The sequence below is a fragment of the Nitrospinota bacterium genome, from assembly GCA_016235255.1.
Taxonomy (GTDB): Bacteria; Nitrospinota_A; UBA7883; order UBA7883; family JACRLM01; genus JACRLM01.
Genome location: JACRLM010000087.1, coordinates 40,484 through 65,981, shown reverse-complemented (window position 1 = coordinate 65,981; position 25,498 = coordinate 40,484). Strand labels below are relative to the sequence as shown.

The 25,498-nt window shown below is 57.0% G+C and carries 29 protein-coding genes; 21 read left to right on the top strand and 8 right to left on the bottom strand.

The genetic code is table 11. The features are described 5' to 3' along the window. Nucleotides 1–312: 312 nt before the first annotated feature. Nucleotides 313–501: an SUMF1/EgtB/PvdO family nonheme iron enzyme gene (locus tag HZB29_12215; GenBank protein MBI5816363.1), complete on the bottom strand. Its 189-nt coding sequence runs from the start codon at nt 499–501 to the stop codon at nt 313–315. On the opposite strand from HZB29_12215, the gene HZB29_12210 reads away from it, so the two are divergent. Both HZB29_12210 and HZB29_12205 read left to right on the top strand, forming a co-directional pair. Next, the gene (locus tag HZB29_12210; protein ID MBI5816362.1) at nt 487–825 is read left to right on the top strand and encodes a type II toxin-antitoxin system RelE/ParE family toxin; all 339 of its coding nucleotides are present in this window, start codon (nt 487–489) and stop codon (nt 823–825) included. The two genes, HZB29_12215 and HZB29_12210, sit on opposite strands and share 15 nt — an antisense overlap. Further along, on the top strand, nt 822–1,181 hold the full coding sequence (locus HZB29_12205; GenBank protein MBI5816361.1) for a putative addiction module antidote protein: 360 nt from the start codon (nt 822–824) through the stop codon (nt 1,179–1,181). The genes HZB29_12210 and HZB29_12205 overlap by 4 nt, the downstream gene beginning before the upstream one ends. A gap of 603 nt (nt 1,182–1,784) precedes the next feature. Here the strand turns inward: HZB29_12205 and HZB29_12200 are convergent. The 3 genes from HZB29_12200 to HZB29_12190 all read right to left on the bottom strand — a co-directional run bounded on the left by HZB29_12200 (nt 1,785) and on the right by HZB29_12190 (nt 5,612). Then, nucleotides 1,785–2,105 (bottom strand): SUMF1/EgtB/PvdO family nonheme iron enzyme, encoded by a 321-nt coding sequence (locus HZB29_12200; GenBank protein MBI5816360.1) that lies wholly within the window; start codon nt 2,103–2,105, stop codon nt 1,785–1,787. A 30-nt stretch (nt 2,106–2,135) separates the two neighbouring features. Next, complete coding sequence (locus HZB29_12195; GenBank protein MBI5816359.1) at nt 2,136–2,738, bottom strand: formylglycine-generating enzyme family protein; 603 nt, start codon at nt 2,736–2,738, stop codon at nt 2,136–2,138. Nucleotides 2,739–2,981: 243 nt separating this feature from the next. Continuing rightward, nucleotides 2,982–5,612 (bottom strand): valine--tRNA ligase, encoded by a 2,631-nt coding sequence (locus tag HZB29_12190; protein ID MBI5816358.1) that lies wholly within the window; start codon nt 5,610–5,612, stop codon nt 2,982–2,984. Nucleotides 5,613–5,777: 165 nt separating this feature from the next. Here HZB29_12190 and HZB29_12185 point away from each other — a divergent pair, with 165 nt between their 5' ends. Together HZB29_12185 and HZB29_12180 are read left to right on the top strand one after the other, a co-directional pair. Then, a complete protein-coding gene (locus HZB29_12185) occupies nt 5,778–5,990 on the top strand; it encodes a ribbon-helix-helix protein, CopG family (GenBank protein MBI5816357.1) in 213 nt (70 codons plus the stop codon). Then, entirely contained in the window at nt 5,974–6,234 is a 261-nt protein-coding gene (locus HZB29_12180; GenBank protein ID MBI5816356.1) for a type II toxin-antitoxin system RelE/ParE family toxin, read from the top strand. Before HZB29_12185 ends, HZB29_12180 begins: the two co-directional genes overlap by 17 nt. Nucleotides 6,235–6,272: 38 nt before the next feature. On the opposite strand, the gene HZB29_12175 is transcribed toward HZB29_12180, so the two are convergent. Continuing rightward, entirely contained in the window at nt 6,273–8,492 is a 2,220-nt protein-coding gene (locus tag HZB29_12175) for a response regulator (protein ID MBI5816355.1), read from the bottom strand. 135 nt (nt 8,493–8,627) lie between these two features. Between HZB29_12175 and HZB29_12170 the strand changes: the two genes are divergently transcribed. From HZB29_12170 to HZB29_12145, 6 genes are all read left to right on the top strand, one after another. Then, nucleotides 8,628–9,407: a thiazole synthase gene (locus tag HZB29_12170; protein MBI5816354.1), complete on the top strand. Its 780-nt coding sequence runs from the start codon at nt 8,628–8,630 to the stop codon at nt 9,405–9,407. 21 nt (nt 9,408–9,428) lie between these two features. Next, a complete protein-coding gene (gene thiH, locus HZB29_12165; GenBank protein MBI5816353.1) occupies nt 9,429–10,583 on the top strand; it encodes a 2-iminoacetate synthase ThiH in 1,155 nt (384 codons plus the stop codon). Beyond that, nucleotides 10,580–10,777, top strand: coding sequence for a sulfur carrier protein ThiS (gene thiS, locus HZB29_12160; protein ID MBI5816352.1), 198 nt, complete (start codon nt 10,580–10,582; stop codon nt 10,775–10,777). Before thiH ends, thiS begins: the two co-directional genes overlap by 4 nt. Before the next feature lie 3 nt (nt 10,778–10,780). Then, nucleotides 10,781–11,437: a thiamine phosphate synthase gene (gene thiE, locus HZB29_12155; GenBank protein MBI5816351.1), complete on the top strand. Its 657-nt coding sequence runs from the start codon at nt 10,781–10,783 to the stop codon at nt 11,435–11,437. Between the two features lie 3 nt (nt 11,438–11,440). Then, a complete protein-coding gene (locus tag HZB29_12150) occupies nt 11,441–12,331 on the top strand; it encodes a DMT family transporter (protein MBI5816350.1) in 891 nt (296 codons plus the stop codon). 107 nt (nt 12,332–12,438) lie between these two features. Beyond that, complete coding sequence (locus HZB29_12145; GenBank protein MBI5816349.1) at nt 12,439–12,651, top strand: hypothetical protein; 213 nt, start codon at nt 12,439–12,441, stop codon at nt 12,649–12,651. A 103-nt stretch (nt 12,652–12,754) separates the two neighbouring features. Here the strand turns inward: HZB29_12145 and HZB29_12140 are convergent, their stop codons facing one another. Together HZB29_12140 and HZB29_12135 are read right to left on the bottom strand one after the other, a co-directional pair. Next, on the bottom strand, nt 12,755–13,768 hold the full coding sequence (locus HZB29_12140) for an inorganic phosphate transporter (GenBank protein ID MBI5816348.1): 1,014 nt from the start codon (nt 13,766–13,768) through the stop codon (nt 12,755–12,757). Further along, entirely contained in the window at nt 13,761–14,444 is a 684-nt protein-coding gene (locus HZB29_12135) for a DUF47 family protein (protein ID MBI5816347.1), read from the bottom strand. The genes HZB29_12140 and HZB29_12135 overlap by 8 nt, the downstream gene beginning before the upstream one ends. Nucleotides 14,445–14,675: 231 nt before the next feature. On the opposite strand from HZB29_12135, the gene HZB29_12130 reads away from it, so the two are divergent. The 5 genes from HZB29_12130 (at nt 14,676) to HZB29_12110 (ending at nt 17,770) form a co-directional block, all read left to right on the top strand. Continuing rightward, a complete protein-coding gene (locus HZB29_12130) occupies nt 14,676–15,239 on the top strand; it encodes a sigma-70 family RNA polymerase sigma factor (protein MBI5816346.1) in 564 nt (187 codons plus the stop codon). Next, nucleotides 15,226–15,651 carry a hypothetical protein gene (locus HZB29_12125; protein ID MBI5816345.1) on the top strand — a complete coding sequence of 142 codons (426 nt, stop codon included), beginning with the start codon at nt 15,226–15,228 and terminating at the stop codon, nt 15,649–15,651. The genes HZB29_12130 and HZB29_12125 overlap by 14 nt, the downstream gene beginning before the upstream one ends. Next, nucleotides 15,644–16,156, top strand: a complete 513-nt coding sequence (locus tag HZB29_12120; protein ID MBI5816344.1) for a Spy/CpxP family protein refolding chaperone — start codon at nt 15,644–15,646, stop codon at nt 16,154–16,156. The genes HZB29_12125 and HZB29_12120 overlap by 8 nt, the downstream gene beginning before the upstream one ends. Before the next feature lie 133 nt (nt 16,157–16,289). Continuing rightward, the gene (locus HZB29_12115) at nt 16,290–17,114 is read left to right on the top strand and encodes a DUF5610 domain-containing protein (GenBank protein ID MBI5816343.1); all 825 of its coding nucleotides are present in this window, start codon (nt 16,290–16,292) and stop codon (nt 17,112–17,114) included. Nucleotides 17,115–17,332: 218 nt separating this feature from the next. Further along, nucleotides 17,333–17,770, top strand: coding sequence for an Hsp20/alpha crystallin family protein (locus HZB29_12110; GenBank protein ID MBI5816342.1), 438 nt, complete (start codon nt 17,333–17,335; stop codon nt 17,768–17,770). Nucleotides 17,771–17,842: 72 nt separating this feature from the next. Here the strand turns inward: HZB29_12110 and HZB29_12105 are convergent, their stop codons facing one another. Further along, complete coding sequence (locus tag HZB29_12105; GenBank protein ID MBI5816341.1) at nt 17,843–18,592, bottom strand: HAMP domain-containing histidine kinase; 750 nt, start codon at nt 18,590–18,592, stop codon at nt 17,843–17,845. 197 nt (nt 18,593–18,789) lie between these two features. Here HZB29_12105 and HZB29_12100 point away from each other — a divergent pair, with 197 nt between their 5' ends. The 6 genes from HZB29_12100 (at nt 18,790) to feoB (ending at nt 25,484) form a co-directional block, all read left to right on the top strand. Further along, on the top strand, nt 18,790–19,782 hold the full coding sequence (locus HZB29_12100; protein MBI5816340.1) for a phosphate ABC transporter substrate-binding protein: 993 nt from the start codon (nt 18,790–18,792) through the stop codon (nt 19,780–19,782). 64 nt (nt 19,783–19,846) lie between these two features. After that, nucleotides 19,847–21,055: a hypothetical protein gene (locus HZB29_12095; GenBank protein ID MBI5816339.1), complete on the top strand. Its 1,209-nt coding sequence runs from the start codon at nt 19,847–19,849 to the stop codon at nt 21,053–21,055. A 49-nt stretch (nt 21,056–21,104) separates the two neighbouring features. Further along, nucleotides 21,105–21,524 (top strand): arsenate reductase (thioredoxin), encoded by a 420-nt coding sequence (arsC, locus tag HZB29_12090; GenBank protein ID MBI5816338.1) that lies wholly within the window; start codon nt 21,105–21,107, stop codon nt 21,522–21,524. A 128-nt stretch (nt 21,525–21,652) separates the two neighbouring features. Continuing rightward, nucleotides 21,653–22,363, top strand: a complete 711-nt coding sequence (locus HZB29_12085) for a polyprenol monophosphomannose synthase (GenBank protein MBI5816337.1) — start codon at nt 21,653–21,655, stop codon at nt 22,361–22,363. After that, the gene (lpxB, locus tag HZB29_12080; protein ID MBI5816336.1) at nt 22,336–23,532 is read left to right on the top strand and encodes a lipid-A-disaccharide synthase; all 1,197 of its coding nucleotides are present in this window, start codon (nt 22,336–22,338) and stop codon (nt 23,530–23,532) included. The genes HZB29_12085 and lpxB overlap by 28 nt, the downstream gene beginning before the upstream one ends. Continuing rightward, a complete protein-coding gene (gene feoB / locus HZB29_12075; protein MBI5816335.1) occupies nt 23,529–25,484 on the top strand; it encodes a ferrous iron transport protein B in 1,956 nt (651 codons plus the stop codon). The genes lpxB and feoB overlap by 4 nt, the downstream gene beginning before the upstream one ends. Nucleotides 25,485–25,498: the final 14 nt, after the last annotated feature.

The following is a 25,498-nucleotide window of genomic DNA, read 5'->3' as shown; positions in this document are numbered from 1 at the left end:
GAAATCAAAAAGAAAAGGAAGGCCGCGGCGTAACTGTCCGCCGCTTGCGGCCCCGCCGGGATTAATCGGAAATCACCGGATGGACAAAGCGGACAATTCATGTGCTACTAAACCGGACATTTCTATTTGTTGCTAACAGATTATTTTTATATGATTATCCGGACTGGCGCCGCCCGGCCTTCGGCGGTCATCCTGCCAGCCGGACGGAGCCTCTTTTGTGTTCGGACAGGCCGCGAGGCCCATCACAGGAGCGGAACCCCATGTACCCTCCAATGGCGCTCTCCGGCGATCCGTAAACCGCCGGACTCCGGCCTATGAAGGCGAAGGGTATTGAACGCAACGAAAGCCGTTATTGTTGTTGCGGTTCGCCGGATCGTTGTTGTTGCGATTGGACGCGCGCAAGTTGTCCGGGTTATTGTTCCACGAACCGCCGCGCAACATGAATCCTCTATTGACAAAATGTAGTTTAATAGCTACATTAAAACCATGGAAGAAATTCATAAACGGCTGGTCATATACAGAACAGGAAATGACAAAAGGCCGTTCATCGAATGGATTGGCTCGTTAAAGGATTATAAAGCCAGGGGCATTATAAAAAACAGGTTTGACCGGCTTGAGAATGGCGTCTATGGCGATTGTGAACCGGCCGGAGAAGGCGTTAAGGAATTACGAATTCATTTCGGGCCGGGTTACAGAATCTATTTTGGCGAGGACGAAGCCACAATCGTCGTCATCCTGTGTGGCGGGCCGAAAAGCTCCCAGCGGAAAGATATAGCGGCGGCCAAAAGTTACTGGGCTGATTACAAGGAGAGAAAAAAACAATGAAAAAGCCTCTTTCGCCCGGCGTTTCATATCATGAATGGTTGATCGGCTCTCTAAAAGACGAGAAGGAGGCTTTTGAATATTTAAAAGCGGCTCTGGAAGACAGCGATCCCAAAATGTTTCTTGTGGCGTTAAGGAACGTCATTGAAGCCCATGGGATAAAAATGACGGAATTCGCGGGGAAAGCCAATTTGAACCGGGAAAATCTTTATAAAATTCTGTCGGAAAAAGGAAATCCCAATTGGAAGAGCATTCATAAAATTCTTGACGCGATGGGATACTCCCTTACGCTGGGTGTAAAGACCTCCGGCAGGCCAAAAAGAACCAGGCGAACTCACCGCCAGGCTGTTTCCGCCTGAATTTGCTTGTTGCTGTCCTGGATGTTGCAGCCCGCAATGGCAGTCACCCCGGAATCTTTTTTCTCCCAGGGGAGCGCGGGGTGGCGCGGCCACTGCGATAACACCCGCAATCGGCTTATCGCGGTTCAACGCCGCGATAGGCCGAAAAAGAAAGGTGACGCCATCGTTACCGTTGTTTTATTTAAGCGCGGCTTTTCCTTCTGAACGCCGCCATCGAAGCGGCGTTCAGAAGATGCGGGCAAGATGCCCGCGCTCCCGGGGGATCAGGATGAAAAATCCGGAGCGGAAAAAAGCGTAAGAGTTTAACCGAGATTTTCCATTAGGACTGGTTTCTAATGGAAGCCATTAGAGCAAGCAATTGATTAGATTGCCGAACAGGGGTAGAAGTTGGTGATGAGGCGATCACTTTTTTAGCGCCAGGTTTTGTATGAGATCAGGACTGATTCCGCATTTAGAAACTGGAATTCGATTTTACGCTCGAACATTGTTTTAATGGAAACAAAATCAGTGGTTTCGGTAAGCGATCCGATGTAGGGGCGACCCACCGGGTCGCCCCTACAATTCAAATGAAAAATCTGGGTTTAAAAGGGAAAAGAGTAACTCTTACTGGACGCAACGAAAGCCGCTAGCGCCGCTACGGTACGCCGGAACGACGCGGCGAACGGACGCGCGCAAGTCGTCCGGGTAAGCGCCCCACGAACCGCCGCGCAACACAAGATGCGTCCCATCCGAAGGCCCCTTCGGGTTCTTTTGCTCTCCCGAAGAATAAGCGCCGTACCAGTCCGCCACCCATTCCCACACGTTGCCAGCCATGTCATGCAAACCCAGCGCGTTGGGCGCGTAGCTCCCCACAGGTTTCGTCCCCTTGTAATCGTAATTCGCGTCGTTCATGCTTAGCTCGTTCTTCCCTGTCCCGTATTTCACATTCTTCCCGCCCTCCCGCGCTGAATACTCTCACTCCGCCTCCGTCGGCAATCGTTTACCTACGTTTTCGCAATACCCCTTCGCCTCGTCCCACGTCACCTGCTCCACCGGGCAGTCCGGACAGTCTTTATGGTGTGAAGGGTTATTCCCCATCGCCGACTGGTACGCTGACTGCGTAACCTCGTACTTGTCCATCTTGAAATCGTCCAGGCAGACGCGGTGAACCGGTTTCTCATCCGAACCGCCATTCCCGAACGTGTCACCCATGTCGAAACAACCGCCTTTAACAGGGACGAGCAGTTTCGACGCTTCCGCCCGCAACCCCTTCAAACGTGAATCGAGGGCGGCGGTGGAGTACAGTGTGGCCCCATGCTCATCAACTATTCCGTCATTTGTTATTTCGTAATAGACGGCTGTGGTCGTGCCCAGGGCGGTGAACGATACGCGGAGCTTTTTACCCCCCTCTTCGAGGGTGTACTTCGCCACGATGTTGGGGGCGCGCTCCTTTTTTATTTCCAGCTCATCGGCGGAGTAGATTCTTACGACTGTGCCGCCGTCCAGCGTGCGGTAGGTTTCGCCCTTGAACGGTTTGGCTTTCGCCTCGCAGGCGGAGATGGGCAACGCCAGCGCCACGCCGAGCGCTAAAGCCAGAAACGTGTTTAGAAAGTTAGAAAGTGAGTGAGTGAGTGAGTGAGTGAGTGCAACAACCGCGCTTTCTTACCGCCCATTTCGGTCTCCTTTGCAACGCTGTTATGACTGACAGGACAGTATTTACACCGGAAGGATGCGGCTGTCAATGTTTTTGTGAGTTCTACAACGAGCAAAAGGACAAAACGCTGGTCTTTTTGACCAACACCCCGAGGCGGGTAAACTCAATCACAGGTATCCTCTCAGCTTCGCCGCCCGGGCGATGTAGCCTTCCAGTTTCTCCCTGTCTTTCTCCACAACTTCGGCGGGGGCGTTGGCCACATACTTTTCGTTGGAGAGTTTTTTCTCGAAAATCCCTATCTCTTTTTCCAGCCTGGCCAGCTCCTTTAATGCCTTGGCCTTCCATTCCGCCGCCTCGGGGAGCCCTTCGAGGTTCACAAACACCTCCACATCCCCCGCCACGCCCACTGCGGAACTTTTCGGGCGCGAAGCGGGGTCGGCCGACGGCGTTATGTCCGTGTTGGAAAGTTTCGCGATAAACGGGGCCTGCCGGGCCACCGTCTCCAGGACCTCCTCGTGGTCTTTCACCAGCGCCACCGCCGAAAGGCGCGTGGATGGTTTTATGCCGAGTTCGTGCCGGATGTTCCTTATCACCACCGTTGTCTCCATCACCACCGCCATGTCCTTCTCGATGGCGGGCGCTATCCACTTATCATCCACCGCCGGAAATGCCGCACGGGCCAGCAAATCACCGGAAGGCTTTATCTTCTGCCACAATTCCTCGGTGATGAAAGGCATTATGGGATTGAGCAGGCGCAGTATGTTGTCCAGCGTGAAAACCATGGTGTTGCGCGCGGCGTCGCCCCCCTCTTCGTGGCCATACAACCTCGGCTTTATCAATTCCAGGTACCAGTCGCAAAACTCCCGCCACGTGAACTGGTAAATGGCGGACGCAGCCTCGTTGAACCTGTATTCGTCCAGCGCGTGACGCACCTCTTTGACCGTGTTCTGCAGCCGGGAGAGTATCCACCTGTCCGCCAGGGCCAGATCGCCGCGGTCCACGCCCGTTTTCGAAAAATCGAACCCGGCAAGGTTCATCAGGGCGAAACGGGAGGCGTTCCACAGTTTGTTGGCGAAGTTGCGGTATCCCTCGATGCGCTCCTCGGAAAGCTTTATGTCGCGTCCCTGCGCGGCCAGCGCCGTCAACGTCATGCGCATGGCGTCGGAGCCGTATTTGCCCATCACGTCCAGAGGGTCAATGGTGTTCCCCTTCGACTTGCTCATCTTCTGCCCCTCCGCGTCCCGCACGAGGGCGTGTATATATACATGCCGGAAAGGGACATCGCCGGCGAACTTGAGCCCCATCATTATCATCCTGGCCACCCAGAAGAAAATGATGTCGAAAGAGGTCACCAGCGTGGAGGTCGGGTAAAAAGTCTCCAGCGTTTTTGTTTTTCCGGGCCAACCCATGGTGGAAAATGGCCATAGGGCCGAAGAGAACCATGTGTCCAGCACGTCGGTCTCCCGGTTCAGGTTCACGCTGCCGCAAAGGGCGCACTTCTCCGGATCCTCCCGCAGCACCATCACCTCGCCGCAATCGGCGCAGGTCCATGCCGGGATGCGGTGGCCCCACCATATCTGGCGGCTTATGCACCAGTCCCGGATGTTTCTCATCCAGTCGAAATAAAGGTTTTCCCAGTGTTTGGGCACGAACTGAATACGGCCATCCTCCACGGCCTTGATCGCCGGCTCCGCCAGCGGCGCTATCTTCACGAACCACTGTTTGGAAAGGTTGGGCTCTATCACCGTCTGGCACCGGTAGCAATGCCCCACCGCGTGGCGGTGATGCTCTTCTTTCACCAGAAGCCCCTTTTCAGCCAGCGCCTCCACCACCATCTTGCGCGCCTTGAACCTGTCGTGCCCGGCAAATGGCTCTCCGGCGCCGGCGCTCATCGTCCCATCGTCGGCGATCACCTTTAGCCTTTGCAGGCCGTGCCTGTTTCCTATCGTAAAATCGTTGGGATCATGGGCGGGGGTCACTTTCAGGGCGCCGGTCCCGAAGGCCCTGTCCACATATTCGTCGGCGATAACAGGGATTTTCCGGCTGGTCAAAGGCAAGACCAGATGTTTGCCGATGAACTTCTTATATCTCTCATCCTCCGGGTGGACTGCCACGGCTGTGTCCCCCAGCATCGTCTCCGGCCGGGTTGTGGCGATGACAAGCCCTTCGCCCCCTTCCTCGATCGGGTACAGAACACTCCACAGATGCCCGTCCCGCTCGTGATATTCCACCTCCAGGTCGGACAGGGCGGTGTGGCAACGGGGGCACCAGTTGATCATGTACTCCCCGCGATAAATGAGCCCCTCCTCGTACAGTGACACGAACACCTCGCGCACCGCCCTGGAAAGCCCCTCGTCCATGGTGAACCGTTCGCGGTCCCAGTCGCACGACGCGCCAAGCCTTTTAAGCTGGCCTATGATCGTGCCGCCGGACCGCTCCTTCCACTCCCACACCTTTTCTATGAATTTTTCGCGCCCCAGGGCCTGCCGGTTTATCCCTTCGGCGGCCAGTTTTTTCTCCACCACGTTCTGGGTGGCTATCCCGGCGTGGTCCGTTCCCGGCATCCAAAGAACGTTATAGCCGTCCATCCGCTTGTAGCGGCAAAGGATATCCTGGAGCGTATTGTTCAGGGCGTGGCCGATGTGCAGGGCGCCGGTGACGTTTGGCGGGGGTATTACTATGGAGAACGCGGGCTTTGAGGAGGTGTCATCCCCTTTGAAAACGCCGGAGTTTATCCATTCGCGGTACCACCGCTCCTCCACATTTTTAGGCTCGTACTGGCTTGCCAACTCTTCCACGTTCGGTCACTCCGGAAAATATTTTGCGGTAAAAACCGAGATTATAGCAGAGGAGCGGGAGGAGCGGACGCAATACAGCGCACGGCATTGTTAAAGAGGTTGACTGGAAAGTTCACACAATGCCATATTGTGTATGACATCGTATGACTCATTGGAGATTGATTTATGTTGTCTGTAAGGCTTGATCCGGAAACTGAAGAGCGGCTTGCGAAACTGGCTGATAAAACCGGGCGCTCACGAAGCTATTACGTCAAAAGGGCCGTCCGGGAGTTTCTTGACGACCGCGAGGATTACCTTGCCGGAATCGCCGTTCTGGAGAGGAATGAGCCTACGAAAAGTCTTGAAGAAATAAGGAAAGAACTTGGGCTGGAGCGTTAGATTTTCAGCGACCGCGGGAAAACAGCTAAAGAAGCTGGACACTAAATGGCAATCGGCCATCCTTGATTACCTTGAAGACAGGGTGGCGCCAGAGCCCAAAAAATTCGGCAAAGCGCTCATCGGCGACAAAGCTGGAATGTGGCGCTACAGGGTCGGCGATTACAGGATTATATGCGAAATGCTGGATCAGCAGGCGACGATCCATGTATTAAAAATAGGCCACAGAAAGGACGTTTATAATTAGCCTGACGCCGGGGCTTGGCCATGGCGCATTGTCCTGCTTCACTTCTGCAATATAAAGAAGAACTCGCTCCCCTTGCCCGGCTCGCTTTCCACGCCTATTATCCCGTCGTGGGCCTTTATTATTTTCGATACGATGGCAAGCCCAAGCCCGGTGCTTTTCTCCCCCCCCGTCGGCTTGACGGACAATTTGGCGAAACTTTTGAAAAGCGCGTTCTGCTCTTCTTTGGGTATTCCCACGCCATTGTCCTTCACGGAGAACTTGACGCCGTCCACGCCGTCTATCACCGTGACGGCCACCTCGCCCCCCTTGTTCGTGAATTTGATGGCGTTGCTCAGAAGGTTGTCCACCACCTGGTTGATCTTTCCTTCATCGAACCTGGCGGCGGCGGAGCCGTGGGGCGCGTCGTAGCGCATGGCGACCCCCTTGCGTTCGGCTATTTTCTTGAAAAGCGTAACCTTGCCGGCCACAACCTTGCCAAGATCGTGCGTCCTGATGTCCAGATCTATCCTGCCGCTTTCAATGGCTGAGATGTCCAAAAGGTCGTCTATCAGGTGGAGCATCTGGTCGGACGCCTCGCTGACTATGTCCAGGATGTTCATCACCTGGTCGCGGTCCACGCTGTCAAAATCGTTCCGAAGGAACTGGGCGAAGCCGTAAATGGACCCCAAGGGGCTCCGAAGGTCGTGGGCCGCCATTCCAAGGAATTTGTTTTTCAGATCGTTGGTCCTGCGCAGGTTTTCTTTCTCCCGCACCACCTCGTCATACAGCCTTTTGTTGAGGATATGCACCCCCGCGCGGGCGATCAGCTCCGCCTCGTCGAACGGCTTTATTATGTAGTCGTTGGCGCCGGACGCAAGGCCGCTTACGATGCTCTCCCTGGACGACGACGCTGTGACGATGATCACCGGAATGTGCTTTAGCGACGGGTCGTCTTTTATCTCCCGGGTCAGCTCCAATCCATCCTTCACCGGCATCTGGGCGTCGGTCACCACAAGGTCAACCTGGGTCTTTCTCACCTGGTCCATGGCCTGCGCGCCGTTCTCCGCGGCGGTCACCTTGTAGCCGTTCTTCCTGAATATGTACTTGAGAATGTGGCGGATGACCGCGCTGTCGTCCACCACAAGCACGTGCTCGCCAAGGGGTATCTTCCTGGTCTCAAACAGCATCCGCACATAGCTGGACAGGCTTCCCGAAGGGAACGGCTTGGTGAAAAACTCCACCGCGCCCGCGTCGAATCCCTTTTCTATCATCATTGGCGACGACAGGGACGACACCAGTATCACCGGGATGTCCTCGGTCTCCGGGCTCTCCTTTAACGCCTTGCAGGCGGCCAGCCCGTCCATCTGCGGCATCTCGATGTCCATCGTGATTATGTCCGGCTTCAAGCGCCTAGCCTTTTCGATGGCCTCTATGCCGTTCTCCGCCTGGAACACGTTAAAGCCCGCGCTTACAAGCTCCTTGACTATCAGGCGGCGCGCTCCGGCGCTGTCGTCCACCACAAGGATCTTTTCCGACCGCTTGTTCGCCTCTTCCCTTTCGATCTGGTATATGACGTTGAAAAGCTCCGTCTCGTTCACCGGCTTTTTCACGAAATGGTTCACGCCCGAATCGAAGGCCTTGTCTATGGAGGTCATGGTGTCGTCGGACGAGAGCATGATCATGTGCATTCCGGCGGTGGCCACCTCGGAAAGAAGCCTGGAGCACAGGGAATAGCCGTCCATGTCGCTCAATATCCCGGTGGTGATCATGATGTCCGGCCCGAAGGTCCTGGCAAGGCTCATGGCCTCTTCTCCGTTTTTCGCCTTGGCCACTTCGTACCCGAACTTTTTTAGCATGTGATCGAGGATCTTGGTGACAGTCGGGCTCGGCTCCACCAGAAGTATCTTTTTGAGCATCCGCCTTTTGAGGTTGAACCCCATCACCTCCCGCAGCAGCGCTTCCTCGGTGATAAAATCCTGCTGCACCAGGATGTCGCCGAGCATCACCTTGCGACGGGTCCGCACGTCCAGAAGGTACCTTAGCTGGTTGACGTTGATGAACCGGAGGGAGACCGCCGCCTCGCCGAATTTGACGCCGGGGTTTTTCTCCATGTAATCGCTTATCTCATACACGTCCTCCTGGCGGAGGAAATGGAGTTCCACGGCGATTTCCGCCATCAACCTGTTCTTATTCTGCATGCGGACGGCGATCTGGTGCTGTTCGGGGGTGATAAGCCCCTTGTCCACCAGGTACTGCCCGAAACTTGATATTTCGCTCATGCCTTGATATTGCCGCCGGATTGCCGATTTTTGTGGATATAGTATGCCCTGTCCGGCCCTAAAAGCAACACAAGACAGGAGGCGTCCGCGCTTTATGTTATATTGAAAAACAGGTGTATTTTGGATGGTGGGGCAATGGTTGCTGGAAACGATTCACTGGTGATCGCTGGCAGGAAGTTTGACTCGCGTCTGCTTCTGGGGACGGGGAAGTTCCGTTCGCCGGATCAGATGAAACAGGCCGTGGAGGCATCCGGGGCCCAGATAGTGACGGTGGCCCTGCGCCGGGTGGACATTTCCAATCCGAACGACCATATCATGGCCCATATAGACCCATCGCGTTACCTTATTCTGCCGAACACATCAGGGGCCCGGACCGCCGAAGAAGCGGTAAAGCTGGCGCGCCTTGCGCGGGGGGCCGGGATATCGGACTGGGTGAAACTGGAGGTGACTCCAGAGCCCCGGTACCTTCTTCCCGACCCGGTGGAGACCCTCAAGGCGGCGCAAATCCTCATCAAGGAAGGCTTTACGGTGTTGCCTTACATCAACGCAGATCCCATACTGGCCAAAAGGCTGGCGGACATGGGGGCGGCCACTGTCATGCCGCTAGGCTCCCCCATCGGCAGCAATCAGGGGATCCGCACGAAAGAAAGCATAGCTATAATAATCGAGCAGGCCACCGTCCCCGTTGTGGTGGACGCCGGGCTTGGCGCCCCTTCCCACGCAGCCGAAGCGCTGGAAATGGGAGCGGACGCCGTGCTGGTGAACACAGCCATAGCCGTGGCGGAGAACCCGGAGGGGATGGCCATCGCGTTTAAAAAAGGGGTGCAGGCCGGGCGCGAGGCGTATCTTGCCGGGCTTGGCAAGCCCCTTGCCGCCGCCGAGGCCTCAAGCCCGGTCTCTGGGCTTCCCTGGTAATATTCCGCCGGAGTTTCGGTAATGGACAATCGCGGATTTTATAAAACATGGTCGTCATTGCGCGGCTCCCTCGATGGTGCGCAAAAAATAATCGCCAATGCCGGGGCCGATGAGGTGCGGTCGGCGCTGTCCCGCGTCCCCGCAGGTTATCACGGTTTTCTCGCGCTTCTTTCGGACGCGGCTGACGGGCTTTGCGATGATATAAAGGGCGCCGCCCGGGCTCTCACCGCCCAGCGTTTCGGCAAAACGGTCAATCTTTACATTCCCATGTACCTGTCCAGTTCCTGCGTGAACAAATGCCTTTATTGCGGATTCAACAGTTCCCGCGATTACACACGCAAGACCCTGTCGCTTTGCGAGGTGGAAAAAGAGGGGGAACGGTTGCGGGCGGAAGGGTACCGCAGCATTCTGCTGGTCTCCGGCGAAGATAAAAAAGAGACGACGATGAAGCTTCTTGAAGGGAGCGTGAAACTCCTCAAGAACATGGGATTCGTATTCGTGGGGATCGAAGTGGCCCCGCTCTCCGTGGCCGAATACAGGCGGCTTGGCGAAGCGGGGCTCGACGGCGTCACCGTGTACCAGGAAACCTATGACGAAGAGATTTACAGAAAAGTCCATCTGGCCGGGCCGAAAAAGGATTTTGAATGGAGGATGGGGGCGGCGGAACGGGTGGCGCAGGCGGGAATACGGTCCGTCGGCATCGGTTTTCTGCTTGGGCTCGGCGATTTCCGGCGCGACGCCATATGCCTGGCGGCGCATGTAAAGTACCTGCAGAAACATTTCTGGCAGACCATGGTGTCGGTCAGCTTTCCCCGCATCCATCACACCCCGCCTGGATTCTCTCCGGAGAACAGGGTGACAGACGCGCAGCTTATACGGCTGATAACCGCCATGCGCCTTGCCAATCCGGACATCGCGCTCACCCTTTCCACCCGCGAAAGCCCCGCGTTGCGTGACGCCTTGTTCGGCGTCGGCATAAACCAGGTGAGCGCAGGGTCGAAAACGAGCCCCGGCGGCTATTCGGCCATCGGATCGGAAGATACCGCCGAGGGGCAGTTCCCCGTGGTGGATGGCCGGTCCCCTGCGGAAGTGACGCGCGCCTTGGCCACATTGGGGCTGGAGCAGGTGTGGAAAGATTGGGACACGAACCTGCGCCCGGTGGAGAGCGCGCCGTGAACATAATTCTAAACGGCAAACCGGCCAGCGCCGATGAAGGGGACACCCTGGCGAGCCTTATCGCCCGGTTGAATGTGGAAGGGCACATTGCCGCCCAGGTAAATGAAGAGGTGATCCCCCGCGCGGAATTGAGCAGAAAACGGCTGGCCGAAGGGGACATGGTGGAGCTGTTACGCATGATGGGGGGCGGATAGGCCTTGCGCTTGCCATCTTTTCTGAATGTGGACATCTATCCTGTCACCGGCCGGGAGCTTTGCCCGCAGATAAGCGACGAACAGGTTATCGCCGCGCTTGCCCGTGGCGGGGCGAAGATCGTTCAACTGCGGGAGAAAAAGCTCACTGTCAGGCAATTTTACGAACTTGCCATGCTATATCGCCGCGAGACTCGAAAACACGGCATGTTGCTGATAATAAATGACCGGGCTGATATCGCGGCGGCGGTTGAGGCCGACGGGGTCCATCTGGGGCAGGACGATCTGCCCATATCCGCCGCCCGGAAGCTATTGGGGCCGGACGCCATAATCGGCGGTTCGTCCCATTCCGTGGCCGAAGCGTTGGAAGTACAGAAGCAAGGGGCCACATATGTGAACATCGGCCCGCTGTTTCCAACCCCAACAAAGCCGGGAATGGAAGCTGTGGGGCTTGACCCTGTGAGGGAAGCGGCCCGGTCACTCTCAATACCGTTTACCGTGATGGGAGGGATAAACCAGGAGAACATCGCGCAAGTCGCCGCGGCGGGGGCGAAGAGAATCGGCGTTGTGAGCGCCATTTTCGCGGCTAAAGACATTGCGCAGGCCACACTCGGGCTGAGAAATATAATGGCGAACGCGGTTGGAGCCCATTCGGCAAAATAAAAGATGGAGCCAACCGAGCAACGCAAGCCACTTGCATTAAACAGCGCTCATGCGGCACTGGTCACCGCCGCCGCCCTTTTCGCCGCGGGCTATCCATTGGCCCGGGCGGTGGACCCAGCCGCCGGGATGGACATGATGGTGACACAGGGGATGCTGTTCGGGGCAATAACGCTCGAATTACTCGGCAGGCGCGGCGGAAAACTGCGTAAGAAACACCTGTGGCCCGTGATTATAAATGGCGCGGGCTCCGCAGTCACTTGCATCATGATAATGGAAGGCGCCAAGGTGATATCACCTTCGTTGGCCGCCGTAATCGTGATTTCAAACGCGCTGATGGTGGCCGTGATGACATGGTTTATGGGGCGCAAAAGGTTTTCGGCGCCGCAGGCCGCGGCTTTGGCGGCCGGTTTTCTCGGGGTGGTGTGGATCAGCCTGGAGCGGGGCGTTTTCGCCGGAGAGGCGGTGGGGGTGATCCTGCTGACGATCTCGGCGGCGCTGATCGCAATCATGACGGTGGTGATAGAAAGGCCGGTGATGGAGGCGGGAGGCGCGGTCATCACCCGGTGGTCCTTCTGGATAGCCTTCATCACGTCGCTTGCGATAGTGCTTTTGACAGGCAGGTTGAAGTTCCACTCGATGGAGCAGACTGGACTGGCGCTCTTTTTCGGGACAGTATGCGCCGGCGCTCCCGCCCTTATGTTCAACGGCGGTATGGGGCGGATCGGCGCGGCGGACGCGGCGGCGTTCAAGCTGTTAATCCCGGTTTTCGCCTTCGTTTACGGGGTGGCTTTCATGGGCGAAATCCCCAATTTGGGAAGCGTTGCGGCGGGTCTTTTGGTGATAGGGTCGCTGGGGGTGTACCAATTTTCGCATCCGGCCAAGGCTGGCGGGTAACTATCTGATATATATAGCATTTATCATAAGTCCATATCCGGCTATTTGGCGTTTTAAACCAAAAGGGCGCATAATATAGGTGGAGAAGTTCAACGGAGGGCCCGGCAATGTTGCTTTATCCGAAAGAAACGCCCGCGACGGCGGGTGACAGACGCAAGGTTTCCATCATTGATGTCGCCCGGGGCACCGGAGTGATCTTAAGCGACGGCGAGTATTGGGATGGAGCCGAAAGAAGGGGGTCGGGCAAGAGAGCGGGCAAGAAGGGCGCTAAGACCGACGCTTCGGTGTGTGAAGATTCACCTTGCGATTTCTTCGGGTGAAGCCGGCTCCATCCCAAGGCGGGGGAACGGCTCCGTGACCGCTTGATATTTTCCGGATTGAAAGGACGCGCTTCAAAAACCGTCCTTTTTCTTTTGCTCCGATTCAGATACTGACCAAAGCGAAATACAGCCCCCCGGCGATCGCCGCGCTGGCGGGTATGGTTGTGATCCATGCGTATGCCACGCTAAGCAGCACCCCCCTGTGCATTCTGCCGGACGCTTTGGAGGCGCCCACCCCCACCACAGCGGAGACGGCCACATGCGTGGTGGACACAGGCATCCCGATATAAGACGCCGCAAGGACGACTCCCGCCGACGATATCTCCGCGCAGAATCCATGGGCTGGCTGGAGCGTGGTGATCTTATTGGCCACGGTGTTTATGATCCTCCAGCCTCCCGCCATCACCCCTAGGCTTATGGCGCAAGCGCAGGACGCGGTCACCCAGAGAGGGACTGCAATGTCCGAAGCGTAGCCGGACTCGAACAGCGCCAGCGATATCATCCCCATCGCCTTCTGCGCGTCGTTGCCTCCGTGGGAGAAGCTGATGAGAGCCGCCGAAACCACCTGCCACCGGGCCAGCCCCCTGTTGACCCTGTTGGGCCATGCTCCCGCAAGCCGCGCCAGGGCCGTCATCAGCTTGAACATGGTGAACGCAACGATGAAACCGAGCAACGGCGAGGTGAAAAGGGCCGCCGCTATGTTCAAAAGCATCGGCCAGTTAAGCTGGGCAAGCCCGGCTCCGGACACAAATCCCTTCATCGCCGCCGCGCCGAAAAGAGCGGCGATCAGCGCATGGGAGGAGCTTGAAGGCGCCGCAAAGTACCACGTGACAAGGTTCCATACGATTGCCGCGGCCAGCGCGCTGATTATCACCTTCAGGTCCATGAACGAAGGGGCGGCGACCCCTGTGGCGATGGTGCCCGCCACCTTGTGGGACCAGAACGCCCCGGCGAAATTGAATGCCGCCGAAAGGATGAGCGCCCCCTTGGCATTGAGCGCCCTTGTGGCGATGGAGGTGGCGATGGTGCTGGCCGTGTCATGGAATCCGTTGATAAAATCGAATATAAGGGCAAGGACCACCACGGCGGTGAGAAGGGCGAAAGCCGGATCATGCATGTTCGATCAACATGTCCTCGGCGTTCTTGATTATATCGAGGAGCGTGTCCACAAGCTGCTCTAGCAGATCGAGGGCCATCTCGTCCATCCTCCCCCGCCGGAATCCCGCAAGGTTATTGCTCTGCGCGGCGCTGTTGATCACCTCGGAGAGCGCCTTTTTGTTTTCCCAATAAATCTTGTCCCCTTCCGCCTCCCACCGGCCCATGGCTTCCAACACGGCTGTGATGGCGGATGAATTTTTCCTCGGATCGCGCATCAGTTCGGGCAGCTTGCCGGCCTCCCGGGCCCCGTTGAGGAACGCCGTCAACTGCTTTGCCACGAATGGCGGGAAGTAATCACGGTAATTGGCGTGGATGATGATTTTGGCCGATTCATCCAGCAGATCAATGGCGTTGTCCAGGCTTTCGAACATCCTGTGGATATCGATGGCCGGATATGGCGGGGTGAATGTGCGTTTCAAGCCTGTGGCCACGGTTCGCAGTATGTTGTCCCCCTCCTTTTCAAGCTTTTTCAGATGGTCGAGCAGGGCAATTTTTTCAGGGCCGCATAGGGAGGATTTCCCGGCGGTTTCTATATATGCTTCCGCCCCCTCGGCCATGCAATCGATTATCCGGGCCATGGGGGTGAAAAAGTCCACTTCCTCTGGAAAGAAGAATCTAAACAACCTGTTGGGCATATTTGGCCATCGTTCCGGGATTAATTTCCGCTTGGATCCATATTAACACGGCTCAATTACGGGAACTTTTATAAAGCCGGAGCTGTCTAAAGGGCATAAAGAAAAGCAAAAGGGTAATATGATCATTCGGGATCATGGGCCGCATCGGGCGGTAAAAAGGCGGATTGGCGCATGATGCCGCATGGATTGACCGCTGAGGCGGGCTTTGGCGCGCCGCTAATTACTCGGAATATGGACGAAACGCAGACAATCGAAAAGGCCAGGGAGGGGGACACGGAAGCGTTCCGGATCCTCTTCGACAAACACAAGGGTTTCGTGTGGAACGTGGCGGTGCGGATGTCCGGAGATACGGACGAGGCGGAGGACATAGCCCAGGACGTGTTCGTATCGGCCTGGAAGAACCTTCCGGCGTTCCGGGGCGGGTCTTCGTTTTCTACGTGGATATACAGGATCACGGTCAACCGCGTCTTGAACGGAGCGCGTAAAAAGAACCTGGCCATGGAGCTTAAGGACGAGGCCGCGCGGATTGCCGGCCCGGAGATTTTTATAAAGGACAATCCGGCGGCGCAAACGGAAAAAGATGACGCGGAGAAAACGCTGATGACGATTCTTTCAAGGCTTTCGCCGGAACGAAGGATCGCGGTGATATTGCGGGAGATCGAGGGCCTGAGTTACGAGGAGATAGCCGAGGCCACCGGGGCGCCGGTTGGCACGGTGCGGTCGCGCATTGCGCGGGGAAGGAACGACCTTGCGCAAATCGCCGGGGAGATGGAGAGGGAAAATGAAGGACATTGACGGACTATTCAAGAAAGCGGCAAGGCACGAGGCGCCAGACAGGCTTTGGGCGCAGGTGCTGGAGCGGATTGAAAAGACCCCCCGGCAAAATCCGGGAATCGGCTGGCGGCTAGTGGAGTTTCTGCGGCCGCTGTTCCGCCCGAGGTTGGCAAGGTTGGCTTGGCCGGCGGCGGCGGCTATGGCCGCGCTTGTAATCGCCTTGAGGCTGACTTCGGTTCCGGCGCCAGGGCCGGTGGATCCTGCCACGGCGGCGGCGGTCAATGAAATCATGGCCGAGGTGTTCAACGGGGAAGCGAGCGTCTTGGCTTCGGCCCCTGATTTTGGTGAAGACCCGGGTGCGAGTCTGGATGAATTCATCGAGACTCAGTTGGAAGATATTTACGGAATAAACGGAGGTGTGACCAATGCGTAAGCTGATCGTTGCTATGGCGATGTTGATATTGATTCCGGCGGTGGCGGTTGCCCAGGGGATGGGTGGAGGAATGGGGGGCGGCCCGGGCGCCCGGAAGGGGCCCGGCGGCATGGACTTTATCCAGGAGTTGAACCTTACAAACGAGCAGACCACGGCGATCCGCGACATGCGCAACGTGATGCGGCGCAAGCACGCGGAAATCAAGGGAAGGCTGGAGGTGAAGGAAATTGACTTCGAAGAGGAGCTTCAAAAGGACAAGCCAAATCCAAAGGCGCTGGACAAGATCATTGACGAAATCTCCGCGATCCATGGCCAGATGCACAAGGCGCGGCTTGAGCTGCAGGTAAAAATAATGGGTATCCTCACACCGGAGCAGAAGCACAAGATGAACGACCGGATGAAGATGGGCCTGCTATCGGAAGGACGGCGCGGCCCGGGGGGAATGAGCGATGACCAATCCGGTCCCGGCGCGAACCGGCCTGCAGGCGGCCCTTCCGAGCAATAGTGATCGCAAGGAGGCGTACCCCCCCTTCTTTCGAACGTCCCGTCTTTCCACAAGACGGGGCGTTATTATGCTAAAGTCCTGACATTGGTGGCCGATAATATATCCAAGGGGCAACTTCATCCATAGGTGCATTATGGCGGGTATAGAAACAGGCGGCGTGACCGCCCAGGCGGACAAAAGAATCAATCCTTTCGACAACAAAGAGGCCAAGGCAGGCCAGGCCGACGGCAAAAACACAACCCCTCAAAAAGGGGACAGCGTATCGCTGGACAATTTCATCGGCAAGCTTATCGAGCGGCTGAACAACTTCTTCGCCGGGAACAAGATGGCGAAGGACCAGTTCGCCCAGTCCATCACGGAGCTTTCCGTGCGGGCAAACGTCAAGCAGACGTTCGAAGGCTCCGTCCAGGCGGAAAGCGGCGGCTCCAAAGTCTCCGCTTATTACAAGCAGACCACCGAGGTGAGCGTCCAGGTGGACATGCGGATGAGCCAAGCGCAACAGGTGGTGGACGCGCAGGCGGCGGCGCTGGACGCAAACCCGTTCAGCCCGGAGGCCACCGCGCAGCGTATAACCGATTTCGCCCTCCAGTTTTTCCCGATGTACGCCAAGCAGCATCAGAACATGTCCTATGAAGACCAGGTGAAAGGATATAAAGAGCTTGTGGGCGGGGCGATAAACCAGGGGTTCACCGAGGCGATGAAGATACTCGGCGATCTGCCCAAGGAAATCGGCGCGAACATAAGCCAGACAAAAGACCTGGTGGACCAGAAGCTTAATTCTTTCTTCGATTTCATGCTCGGCAAAGGCTCGGACAAGGCCAGGAAGGCCGCCGCCGAAGGTGGCGATTGGGGCGCATTCGTCAAAGACTTTTTCAAAAGCGAAGCCGGCGAAAACAAACAGTCCGAACAAGGGGAGCAGGCAGAGGAACCAGGACAGGCGCAAAAAACGGACGTCTGAATCCTTTTCAACTATTTTCCCGGGGGCCTTCACGGCCCCCTTTTTTTATTCCCTCCATAACTTGACACGCAAGACAACCGGTTTTATATCACCACCAGCAGGCGGGACGACGGCCCGCCATGGTGAAAGTGGAACCGCGATCCGCTTGACTTTTTGATATACGGATTTTATTAAAAAATCAGGAAGACTGTTAATCATCGCTAAAGGAGGTGTTTACCATGTTGCTGGCAAGGAGAGACTTAAAAGAGCGTCCGATGGCCGATCTGGATCCATTCGGAGCATTGTCCCTTTTCGGAGAGTTATGGCCCGCGTCCCTTTTCGGGCCCGGGGACAAGCCTTATTCCCCCGCAATGGACGTCACGGAGACCGAGGCCGATTACAAGGTGCGGCTGGAAGTCCCCGGCATGGACAAGAATGACATCAAGATAGAGTGCGACAACAACATTCTCACCATATCCGGCGAGAAGAAGCGCGAGACGGAGGAAAAGAGCGAAAAAATCTACCGGCTGGAACGGAGCTATGGCGCGTTCGCAAGGTCGCTCCGGTTCGTCGGCGCGGACACGGAGAAAATATCCGCCTCGTACAGTAACGGCCTGCTGGAGGTGACCGTGCCCAAGACCCAGAAGGCCCAGCCGATTAAGATATCGGTGGAATAAAAACGGCCTCTGTCATTTCGCCCCGGCCTTCATCCCCCCCCTCCCCGGAAGGCCGGGGATTTTTATTTGTTTTCAGATGGCGTTTGAGGCCACAGGCAGGGTTATAACAAACCTGGCTCCATGTGGCTTTGCGTCCTCAACGCTTATGCGGCCGCCGTGGCGCTCCACAAAAAGCCTGGCGTTCGCCAGCCCCAGTCCCGCCCCCTTGAACACACGGTGCGACCGCATCCCGGCCTGCTCGAACCTGTTGAAGATCCGTTCGTGTTCATCTGGCGGAATGCCCGGTCCGCTGTCCTCCACGGCCAGAATGATTTCGCCGTCCAGCTTTTCCGCTTTCAGTGTTACAGCGCCTCCGGCCGGGGTGAACTTGAGCGCGTTGGAAAGCACGTTGTTGATTGCGTGATACCGCAGCCTGCGCATGTCCCACCGGACAGCGGGAAGCGGCTTGATTTCCAAGTCAAGGCTGACACCCTTGGCTTCGGCCTCCATGCGGAAAGTTGAAACGATGTCCTTAAGCTCATTATCAAGGTCATGCACCCATTCAGGCTCCACCGGCTCTTTTCCCGCTTCCATCTTCGCCAGCGAAAGGATGTCCTCCACCAGCGCAAGCGAGGCTTTGGCCGCCTTGTTGATCCTTTGCAGGAAGTCGGACCATCTTTCCTCATTGCCGGTCCCCGGTGTCTCCTTGAGGAGAGCTTCGGTGAATCCGGCGATCGCCACCATCGGTGACTTGATGTCGTGGCTTATTGCTGAGATGGCCCTGTCGGCCTTGTCCAGCGATTGCTTGCATGAATCGCAAATCTTTTCAGCGGTAACAGTCATTATAAAACCGTCTCCTTGTTCATCCATCAAGTTTAACCGCGACACAAAACGGCGAACGTTAAGTTTGCGTTAAGATCGCGGCGGTTTTTCTAACGCAATCCTAACATCGTCCCGCCGCCAATTCTGCTATCGTTTTTTCGTGAGCGGGCGGCGCGCGTCCGGCCTGTGTTTTAAACGGAACCAAATGGAGAAATAAAATGAATCGTGCGCGGAATCTGTTGACAGCGTTGATCATGGCGATGGCCGTGGCGGCCTTCAACCTTTCAGCGGGCCTGGCGTCCGCCGGAACGGTGAAGGTGGATCCAAAAATATCCGGTTATAAAAAGGTGAGCGGGGTCAGCGGGAGCGTGTCGAGCATAGGGTCGGACACTCTCAATAACCTGATGACCCTATGGGCCGAGGGGTTCAACAAGCTTTATCCGAACACCAAGGTGCAGATCGAAGGCAAGGGATCTTCCACGGCCCCTCCGGCCCTTATCAGCGGCACTGCGCAACTTGGGCCCATGTCGCGCGGGATGAAAGAGACCGAGATCGACCAGTTCGAGAAAAAGTTCGGCTACAAGCCCACGCAGATACGCGTGGCGGTGGACGCGCTGGCGGTGTTCGTCAACAAGGACAATCCCATAAAGTCCATGAGCCTGGAGCAGGTGGACGCGGTGTTCTCCAAGAGCCGCAGGCGCGGGGCCAAGGACGATATGACGGCGTGGGACAAGCTGGGACTTTCCGGCGAATGGGCGGGCAAGCCCATCAGCCTGTATGGCCGTAATTCGGCTTCTGGCACGTACGGCTTCTTCAAAGAGCACGTGCTGAAAAACGGCGACTATAAGGACACCGTGAAGGAACAGCCAGGCTCGGCCTCTGTGGTGCAGGGGGTGACCGGCGACAAGGGCGCCATGGGCTACAGCGGCATCGGGTACTCCACCGCCGGGGTACGCGCCGTTCCACTGTCGGAAAAAGAGGGCGCAAAGGTGTATGAAGCCACGGCGGAGAACGCATACGCGGGCACATATCCTCTTTCGCGCTTCCTTTATGTCTATATCAACAAGGCGCCGGGCAAGCCGCTCGATCCGATCACAAAGGAGTTCCTCAAGCTTGTCCTTGCCAAAGAAGGGCAGGAGGTCGTGGTAAAGGACGGATACTTCCCGATACCGGCGACCGTTGTGGCCGAAGAGCTGAAGAAAATCGAGTGAGGAGGGGGCCGCGCCATCGGCGGCCATGTTTTTTACCGTTCTTAACTTAATGAGGCAAATGATCATGAACAGACTGAAGAAGATGGTGGCGTACGGCGCCGCCGTGGCGGCCTTCTGCGCCATTTCGCCCAAGGACGCTTCCGCGTTCAAGGTGAACGACAACAACGAGGTGTACGGCTATTCGACCATGTGGGGCATTCTCGACGAGAACGCCTACAACCACGCCGTGGACGCCAATGGAGACAAGGGGAAGGACAAGTCCTTCGGGTTCCAGTTAAAGCAGGCCCGTCTTGGAGCCAAGGGGAACATGGCCGACGGCGTCTTGGGCTATAACGTGTTCTTCGACGGTTCCGGATCCATCGGCTCCGGCACCGGCGCTTCCAGCTCCGCCTTCCTCGTGGAAGGGTGGGCCACCATCCGGCCCATTGGCAAGGATTTCGAGATCAACATCGGCCAGTTCCGCCCCTACGGCTCCTACGAAGTGGGCGTGATCAGCGGCTCGGCCATCCCTAACCTCGAGGAGTTCGTCGCGGGCAAGACCCAGATCACAAACTTTCTGGCCGGTTCGAACAACACCCGCGACCGCGGCGTCGAATTCGCCGTCAAGAACATCGCCGACATGGCCACGGTGAAGATTTCCGCCACCAACGGCTACGGCAACAACGGTGACGTGGGCGGCTCTTTGTCGGGCGGCAAGGCGATATGGTCCAACGGTTTCGGTGACGCGGCCTACACCGCCGCCATCATCGCAAAGCCGATCGACGGGCTGCGCATCAACGCCGGCTACGGCATTAACAAGCATGACAACGCCGTGGTCAACCTCAACGCGTACAGCGGCGCGGTGGGCGACGACGGCAGCGCCGTCACCGTTAGCAACTCGAACACCAAGACCGTGGTGGACATCGACCGCATGATGTACTCCGCCGGTTTCGAGTTCAACATGGCCGACCTCGGGCTTTGGATAGACGGCGAATACGCCGCCTTGAAGACCGGGGACAAGGACACACTCCTTCCCGGCTACGAGATCAAGGGGTGGTACGGACGAGTCGGTTACTTCGTGCTCCCCAAGGCCCTGGAGGTATATGGCGCATACCAGGCCTATGACACCACGAAGAAGACCGGAGCCACCGCCACCAAGGACTCGCAGTATGCCATCGCGGCCCGCTATCACTTGAGCAATCTTGCGTTCACGCTCGAGTATGCAAAGCGCGACATTGACGGCACAAGCGACGATCCGGCGCGTGTTGCGTTCCGGACAGTAATAAAGTACTGAAGGTTGTTTTCAGGCCGGCCTGGCCGTATGATCAGGCCGGTATTTTTATATGGGCAAAATCAACATCCTGTTTTTGTGCACCGGTAACTCCTGCCGCAGCCAGATGGCGGAGGGATGGGCGCGCACATTAAGTGGCGGCGTCAGCGTCCAGTCCGCCGGAATCGAGGCGCACGGCAAAAATCCACGGGCTGTCGTGGTGATGAAAGAGGCGGGGGTGGACATTTCCGGCCAGGAGTCCAAAATCCTCAAAAATGAAATGATCCAAAACGCGGACTTGGTGGTCACCGTGTGCGGCGAGGCTGACGAGCGATGCCCGGCGCTGCCCCATGGCGCGCGCAAGGATCATTGGCCATTGGAGGATCCTGCGAAAGCCAAGGGGACCGAAGAAGAAATCATGGCCGCATTCCGTGGAACCCGCGATGAAATCAAGAGGCGCGTCTTGATTTTGCTTGATGGGCTCGAATCGTAATCTGCTTCAAAGAAACCACCGCGGTCAAATCCCGCTATTTACCCCCCTGCCCCCTTGCAATACAATAGCTGTTTTCAATATCAGGCCACCCGCTTGGGGTGGCGGCTGGAATTTGAGGCGGTTTTTGCATGGATCAAAAAGTCCTGATTATCATCCCGACCTATAACGAGGCGGAGAACGTGGAGAAGCTCGCGGGAGCCATCCATTCGCACGTTCCTTCCGCCCGTATCCTCGTCGTGGACGACAACTCGCCCGATGGCACGGCCGTCATCGTCGAGAAAATGAAGGAACTCGATCCTGAGAAAATGGACATCCTTCGCCGCCCCGGGAAAATGGGGCTGGGGAGCGCATATATAGCTGGTTTCAAGTATGCCCTGGCGCGGGATTTTGACGTTGTGTTCGAAATGGACGCCGATTTTTCGCACAATCCGGCGTACCTTCCAAAATTCCTGGAGGAGATAAAGAGAGCGGACCTGGTGCTCGGCTCCCGGTATGTGGAAGGTGGCGGGGTGGAGAATTGGCCGTTGTTGCGCAAGATGATTTCCATCGGCGGCAGCGTGTACTCGCGCACAATCCTCAACATACCAATTCATGACGTCACGGGGGGCTTTAAGTGTTTCCGCAGGCGGACGCTGGAGGCCATAGACCTTGACGCCGTGCGGTCGGAAGGCTACTCGTTCCAGATAGAGCTTACCTATCGCGTCCATAAAAAGGGGCTTAAAATAAAAGAGATACCGATAGTATTCACAGACAGGGTGGGCGGCAAGTCCAAGATGTCCTGGAAAATATTTTTGGAAGCGATATTCAGAGTATGGCAGATACGCTTCACAGCACAATAGGGCGCGGCATTCTCAAACCCCGTCAACGCAAGATCATGCTGGTGGCCGGGGAGGAGTCGGGCGACATATACGCCGGGCGGCTGATTTCACAGCTGCGCGATCGCATGGACAACCTTGCCGTGGAAGGCATCGGCGGCCAGCGGATGCGCGAGGCGGGGGGCGCCACTTTTTACGACATCGCCCAGATGTCGTCGGTGGGCGTTTCGTCCATGCTGGGATGCATCGGGTTTTTCCTCAAGGTCCTGCGCGAGATGAAGCAGAAGATATCCTCCGGAGAATACGAGGCGCTGATAATCATCGACTATCCGGATTTTAACATGCGGCTGGCCAAGGCGGCGGACGCGGCCGGGATACCGGTCTTTTATTATGTGGCGCCCCAGTTCTGGGCCTGGCGCAGTTACAGGATACACGCGGTCAAACGCTGGGTGGACATGATGTTCGTGGTGTTCCCGTTCGAGGAGGAATTTTACAAGGGGTGGGGAGTGCCAGCAAGGTTTTCAGGCCACCCCATCCTTGACGAGCTGCAAATGGAAGGATTGGACAGGGAAGCGTTGAGGGCCGAGTTCGGGGCGCACGCGGGGCAGATTCTTCTTGGGCTTTTGCCCGGCTCAAGGAACGGCGAAGTGAACAGGATGTTCCCGCTGATGCTCGACGCGGTGAAAATCATACGGGCCACAAAGCCTGTGAAGATCGTGGCCGCCTGCGCCGATTCCGTTGATTTGGGCATGATGCGCCGCCTGGCCCAGGCCGCCGGGGACGATCCTTTGATCGTCAAAGGGCGGACATGGGAAGTGATGAACGCGTGCGACTTCCTGCTTTGCAAGTCCGGCACATCCACACTCCAGGCCGCCATAGCGGGAACGCCGATGGCGATCGTTTACAAATCGGACACGTTTTCATACATGCTGGCAAAATCGTTGGCCCATGTTAAATGGGCCGGCCTGCCTAATCTTGTGGCGGGGCGCGAAATCGCTCCGGAACTGATCCAGTGGAGCGCCACACCGCAGAATGTGGCCGCGGCCGCCCTGCCATACCTTACCTCCCAGGCCAAGCGTGACCATATGCGCGGCGAACTGGGCAAAATCCGGCTTTTGCTCGGTGGAAAAGGGGCGGCGGGGCGCGCGGCGGATAATATAGCCGGGTTCCTGCAAAGGTTGCGAAACCCTTGAACGACGCGGTACAGCCCGGGCCAAAGCCTCACGCTAAAAAGAAAATAGTGATCGCAGGCCTTTCCAACGCCGGCAAAAGCGCTATCTTCAATATGTTCGCCCCCTCCTATTCGGAGGTGTCCAATTATCCCCACAGCACAGTTCAGCTCATCCGGGACGAATGCCGTATCGGCGGCGAGATATACGAAATATGGGACACGCCGGGGGTCAACTCCCTGCATGTGCTCTCCGGGGAGGAGCGCATTTCGCGCGACGCGCTGATAACAGGCAAGCCGGACGTGATAATTTTCACGGCCGATTCCACGCGGCTGAAACGGTCGCTCACGCTTTTCTCGCAGATCGCCGAACTGTCCATACCCACGGTGTTCGCCCTGAACAAGACGGACGCCGCCTGGAAGGGGGGGATGGCTGTGGACTCCGAAGAGCTTTCGCGGAGCATCAAGTCGCCGGTGATAGAAATTGACGCCGCCAAGGCGATCGGACTAAACGAAATCGAGCAGGCGATCAAAAAGGCCGTGCCGCAGGAAGGGGTGGTGCAGCTGCCCCATCCGGCGGTGGACGAAGCGGTGGACACGGTAATAAGGGAATTGGCGGGCAGCGGGCGCGGCGTCTCCCGGGGTGAGGCGCTGGTGTTCCTTCTGGGGGGCGAAAGAGAGCATAAACTCGCTTTAGCCGAATTCGGCCAGCGCGCGGCGGAAGTCATAAAGAACGCTTCTCAAACTTTGCGCCGCAAGACTCCAACGATGGACTTGAAACAGGCGGTGTTCAACGCCTGCTCCGCATGGGCGGACAGGGTGGCCGAAAACGTCACGGCGCAGCGGCTTGTGTCGGCCCCCGGGTTTGCCCATTACGCCGGTTGGGCGTCGCGCCATCCGGTCTTCGGATGGCCGATACTATTGGGCGTCATGTGGGTCACATTCCAGGGGGTGGCCATCGTGGCCACTTGGATCGCCAACCTTTTGCACATGACGCTCTTTGCCCCATTGACCGTTTTGATAGAGACATCCATATCCAATCAAGTGTTGCGCGATTTCATGGTGGGGCCATACGGGATTGTCACTATGGGCCTGATGAACGCCGTTGAAACCGTGGTGCCGATCCTTGTGGTGTTCTTTCTGATAGTCGGCTTTCTGGAAGAAGTGGGATACCTTCCCAACCTTAGCGTCCTTGCCAACAGGATGTTCTCCTATATGGGGCTCACCGGCAAGGCGGTGCTTTCCATGTCGCTGGGGTTCGGATGCAACACCATGGCCACCATGACAAGCCGGATGCTTGAATCGCGAAAGGAAAGGGTGATCGCGGCGTTTCTCATCGCTTTGGGCGTCCCTTGCGCCGTGCAGCTTGGCGTGATGCTGGCGATCCTCGCCACCACTCCTTTTTCGGCAATCGTGCTTGTCATCGGGACCGTTACTTTGACCCAGATCGTTTGCGGGATATTGCTAAACCGGCTTTTGAAGACCGACCGCGTCTCGGACTTTATTCTGGAGCTTCCCGCCTTCAAGGCTCCCGATCTTAAGAACATAGGCCGGAAAACATACTTCCGGGTGCGCTCGTTCCTCGTGGAGGCGCTGCCGCTTTTCATGGGCGGGGCCATACTCATTTACGGCATGGACAAAACTGGGCTTCTGCGGATTGTAAAGCAGCTTTCGCAACCCATCGTCACCGGGCTTTTGTCGCTGCCGGACAAGGTGACGGAAGTGTTCATTCTCGTGCTGGCGCGGCGTGAACTGGGGGCGGTATACTTTAAGAATATGGTGGACTCCGGGGCGCTGGACATCCGCCAGATAATCGTGGGGCTTGTGGTGATGACCCTTTTCATCCCCTGCGTTTCCAACACCATGATGATGATAAAGGAGCTTGGGCTGAAAACGGCGGTTTATATCAACGGCGCCATAATGGTGATAGCCATCGCAGCCGGGACGGCGCTAAACGCCCTGCTGGGCATTTTTTAACGCTTGGAACACAG